Origin of the sequence: Geminicoccus flavidas, from assembly GCF_009806515.1 — a bacterium.
Taxonomy (GTDB): Bacteria; Pseudomonadota; Alphaproteobacteria; order Geminicoccales; family Geminicoccaceae; genus Geminicoccus; species Geminicoccus flavidus.
Window position 1 is genome coordinate 1 of record NZ_WUJP01000327.1, and the last position, 3,804, is coordinate 3,804.

Annotated in this window: 4 protein-coding genes and 1 pseudogene; 1 reads left to right on the plus strand and 4 read right to left on the minus strand. The window is 68.0% G+C overall.

Going from position 1 to position 3,804, the window contains the following annotated elements; translation table 11 throughout:
• The 3 genes from EQG76_RS09065 to EQG76_RS09075 all read right to left on the minus strand — a co-directional run.
• Positions 1-662 (minus strand): calcium-binding protein (locus EQG76_RS09065; RefSeq protein WP_200840668.1); only part of this gene is annotated, 662 nt, incomplete at its 3' end.
• A 15-nt stretch (positions 663-677) separates the two neighbouring features.
• Positions 678-2,363, minus strand: coding sequence for a hypothetical protein (locus EQG76_RS09070; RefSeq protein ID WP_159712634.1), 1,686 nt, complete (start codon positions 2,361-2,363; stop codon positions 678-680).
• A 30-nt stretch (positions 2,364-2,393) separates the two neighbouring features.
• The gene (locus tag EQG76_RS09075; RefSeq protein ID WP_159712636.1) at positions 2,394-2,816 is read right to left on the minus strand and encodes a hypothetical protein; all 423 of its coding nucleotides are present in this window, start codon (positions 2,814-2,816) and stop codon (positions 2,394-2,396) included.
• Positions 2,817-3,185: 369 nt separating this feature from the next.
• Here EQG76_RS09075 and EQG76_RS09080 point away from each other — a divergent pair, with 369 nt between their 5' ends.
• The gene (locus EQG76_RS09080) at positions 3,186-3,623 is read left to right on the plus strand and encodes a BPSL0067 family protein (RefSeq protein WP_159712638.1); all 438 of its coding nucleotides are present in this window, start codon (positions 3,186-3,188) and stop codon (positions 3,621-3,623) included.
• On the opposite strand, the pseudogene EQG76_RS09085 reads toward EQG76_RS09080, so the two are convergent.
• Positions 3,616-3,804: pseudogene (locus EQG76_RS09085) on the minus strand (hypothetical protein); the annotation flags it as partial. The gene EQG76_RS09080 and the pseudogene EQG76_RS09085 overlap by 8 nt on opposite strands.

Sequence of the window (3,804 nt, forward strand, 5' to 3'; positions counted from 1 at the left end):
TTGCCGCCGGAATAGTCCATGGTGAGCGTGTCGGCGCCCTCGCCGAAGGTGATGGTGGCGTTCAGGCTCGCCGAGCCCAGCAGGCTCACCCGGTCGTCGCCGCTGCCGGTGTTGATCGTGTCGTCGCTGTAGGCGGTGACGACATCGTCGCCGAAATCGCCGAACAGGACGTTGGTGCCGCCGCCGGCATCCAGATAATCGTTGCCGATGCCGCCATGGAGCGTGTCGTCGCCCAGGCCGCCGCGCAGGTCGTCCTGGCCGTCGCCACCCAGCAGCAGGTCGTCGCCCGCGTCGCCGTTCAGCAGGTCGTCGCCGTCGTCGCCCTTGAGCACGTCATCGCCCGCAACGCCGACCAGCCGGTCGTTGCCGATCCGCCCACGCAGGTCGTCATCGCCCTCGCCGCCGTCCAGGGTGTCATCGCCGTCATTGCCGTTCAGCAGGTCGTTGCCGATGCCGCCATCCAGCAGGTCGTTGCCTAGCCCACCAAAGATGCGGTCGTCGCCCTCCTGTCCGAGCAGGTGATCGTCCCCGCCCTCACCATAGAGTGCATCGTCACCTTCAGCGCCGGTCAGCCGATCGTCGCCGAGGCGACCATAGATGGTGTCCTTGGACGGCGTGCCGACGAGATCGTCGTTTCCAGACGTACCGATGATCGTGGCCATGATTCGTCTCCAGCATCACACGGGCGGATCCAGGCAGACCGGCAGCATGTGATCGTTGAACTCGGTCCAGCTGGTGCCGGAATATAGCTTGCCGGACGCATTATAGTAGCGGCCCGAGTTGTTGGCGTTGTCCTGGCTGAAGGTTGGCACGGCGTGGGGGTTGCAGGGCCACACCTGGGGGATCCTGATCTCCGGGCGGCGCGTCCCAGTGGCGGTCTGGCCGGGCATCAATGCCCGGCCCTGGCTGGTGTCGAGCGTGTTGTCGGACTTGGTGCGCAGCAGGTTGAGGTAGCGGTGCGGGTTCTTCTGCAACTGCATAGCATAGGCCGAGCCGCTCTCGGCGGCGAGCTCGATCACGTAGCGATAGCGGCTCTCCAGGCGCAGGCTCGGGCTGATGGTGAGCCGGCCATAGCGGATGTTGGGCACGGCCTGCTCGAACTGGGTGAGCGTGGGCGAGGTGCGGCTGGTCAGGTTGGAGGGCGTGATGGTGAGCGTGGTGCCGGGCACCACGTTCTGGCCGAACGCCACGAAGGTATCGAGCGGGAAGGCCTTGAACGGGCCACCATTGCTGCCGGTGCCGACCCGGAACACGTCGCTGCCGCTCGCGGTTGCGGGTGGCCAGACCTGGGTGAAGGGCGAGACGGTCCGGCCCGACGTGCTGGACACGCGCAGGATGCGCACGCCCAAGCGCCGGTTTTGGGTGTAGCCGGACAGGCTGGTCCAGCGCCAGGCATGGACGGAAATCACGTCGACGGTCTCGCCGCCAAAGTCGGCGGGCGGGGTCAGGACTTGGCGCAGGCGGCGGGTGCCGTAGAGCAGGAGGGCCGGGCCGCGGCTGGCGTCGGCCGGCGGCGTGCCGGAGGGGTTAGTAGGATTCTCGTCGAACAGGCCGCCGCTCGGATTGCCGCCGGTATAGCGCCCCCGGTAGTACCAGGGCTGGCCGTACCAGGTGCCGTCCTCATAGCCCAGCATGTAGAACGGGGTCATGCCGCGGGCGCCACCGGCGGTCTGGTTGGTGCTGGGCTGCTGGGTGCCGGGCAGGTACTCGCGCACCGCGAGCAGCCGGTCCATGGGCGATCTTGAGGCTTCCTGCCCCGGATGGGCCGCCGCGGCCGAAAACGCGTTGTTGTCGAACGAGAAATTGACCGTGGGATCAGGGGCGGTGTTGACGAACTCCGCCAGGATCCACTCGCCCTCCGTCACGTTCCAGGGGCCGCCATTGGCGGCCAGGACGTCGATGTAGACGAAGGCGGTGCCGGAATAATACGAGACGCCGTTCAGCGGCTGGACCCGGTTCATCCAGGCCTGGACATGGAGGCCGCCCACCAGCTCCGGGCTGTCGATCGGACCAGCGACCGGCGAGCCCTCCGGATTCCAGCCGTCGAAGCCGTTCACGTGCCGGCCGGGATAGTAACCTTCCTCCCCGCCGGTCACCACGCCGGCGGCGAGCTGCGCGCCCTTGGGCTGGGTCCAGTCGGTGCAGCGGTAGAACTTGACCAAGTATCGGCCGAAATTGCCCCCGCAATGCGCGTCATCGGGCTCGGCATGCTTGCGGGCGCCCTGGGTTTGCCACAGGAAGCGCCGGACCGTGCCGCTCTTGGCTACCTGAAACGAGAAATAATGCCCGGCCGGCCAGCGGATGTTGGCTTGGGTCGAGGCATAGATCGGGCAGCCGATCAGCCGGTATTCAGGAAGTACCATGGTGGGATGCCCTCGTGCGGCTCGACCGGTTCAGCGCCTGCGACCACGCCCGGTCCGCCAGGGCGGCCGTTCCTTGGTCCAGGTCCGCGGCAACGGCGGCAAGTCGCCGTCATAGGCCGGGATCTCGTAGCGCGGGATTAGGTCCGAGGCTTGCGCAGCGACGGGCGGCCCCAGCAGGCTGGCGGCGGCCGCAAATGCTCCTGCCCGAAGGACGCCGCGTCGCGTGATGCCGAGCGCACGTCGCGCCGGCAGGCCGCGCCGGTGGAACATGGCTGATCCTCCAATGCCAATATGCAGGCCCGCCCATGTTCTCGGGCGAACATGACGAACATTCGGCATGTCGTCAAATGTCCCGGCGAGATTGTTGCAAGCATTGCGCTTGGTCAACTGAATTAAGTTCAACAACTTATTGGGCGTATTGGTTGGGAGAAAGTCGCGGATCCTGCCGGACATCGAGAAGATTGCTAAAATTGGGGTGACGTTGCTGCTGGCCGGCTCCCCGCGGCGGTGACGTGTTCGGATCGGCTCGACGAAGCCAGTTCCGTTCCGGGCCAGGAAGCCGCTCTGGCCGGACTGAACCCGGTCCTACGGCCTGCCGGATCCGGCCTGGTCGACCGCGGCAGGACCGTGACAGTTGCCGCGCATGATCTTGGCTCGGCCGCTGGTCCCGAAGTCGCAGCGGGGTTGTGGTCATGACGCGCCGGCATCACCAGATGACGAGGTGTGCGCGGCCCTGGATAGCCGGCCGCGCCGTGCGGGATCATTGCCCAGCAGGCCGGACCATCCGTCGGGAACGGATGGCCGCCCGTCCGGAGGAACGTCATGTCCAGAACCATGACCGTGCTGGCAGCCGGCCTCGCCTGCCTGGCCTCGCCCGCGCTGGCGGCCGGCCCCTATGTCGCGGAGCGGCCGCAGGCCCATCTGGGCCGGGTGGTCGGGCCCGGGCATTGCGTCGACTTCGTGAAGGCGGCAGCCGGCGTGCCGCGCACCGCGGAGTGGCGGCCGGGTGCGGTGGTCCACGGCAATACCGGCCTGCCGCCGGGCGTCGCGATCGCCACCTTTGAGCGGGACGGCAGCTATACGAGCCGCACCGGCAACCATGCCGCCATCTATATCGGGCAGGACCATCGCGGGATCTGGGTCTACGACCAGTGGCGCGGCCAGCCGGTGCACAAGCGGCTGATCCGCCTTGCCGGCGGGCTGGGCAGCAAGAGCGGCAGCAAGAGCAACGACGCCAGCCGCTACCGGGTGATCAACTGAGCTTCGGCGTGCCGCCGCTGCGCTCCTCGGCGCGCAGGTTCGGCGGATGCACCACCGTCGGCCGGGCGGGGGCGATCGGGCCGGGCCTGGCGGGCGGGTCCATGGTCTGGGCGAGGAAACTGGCAAGGGTGCGGAGCCGGCGCACGTGGAGGCTGTCGGCGAGGGTCGCCAGATGGCGGAT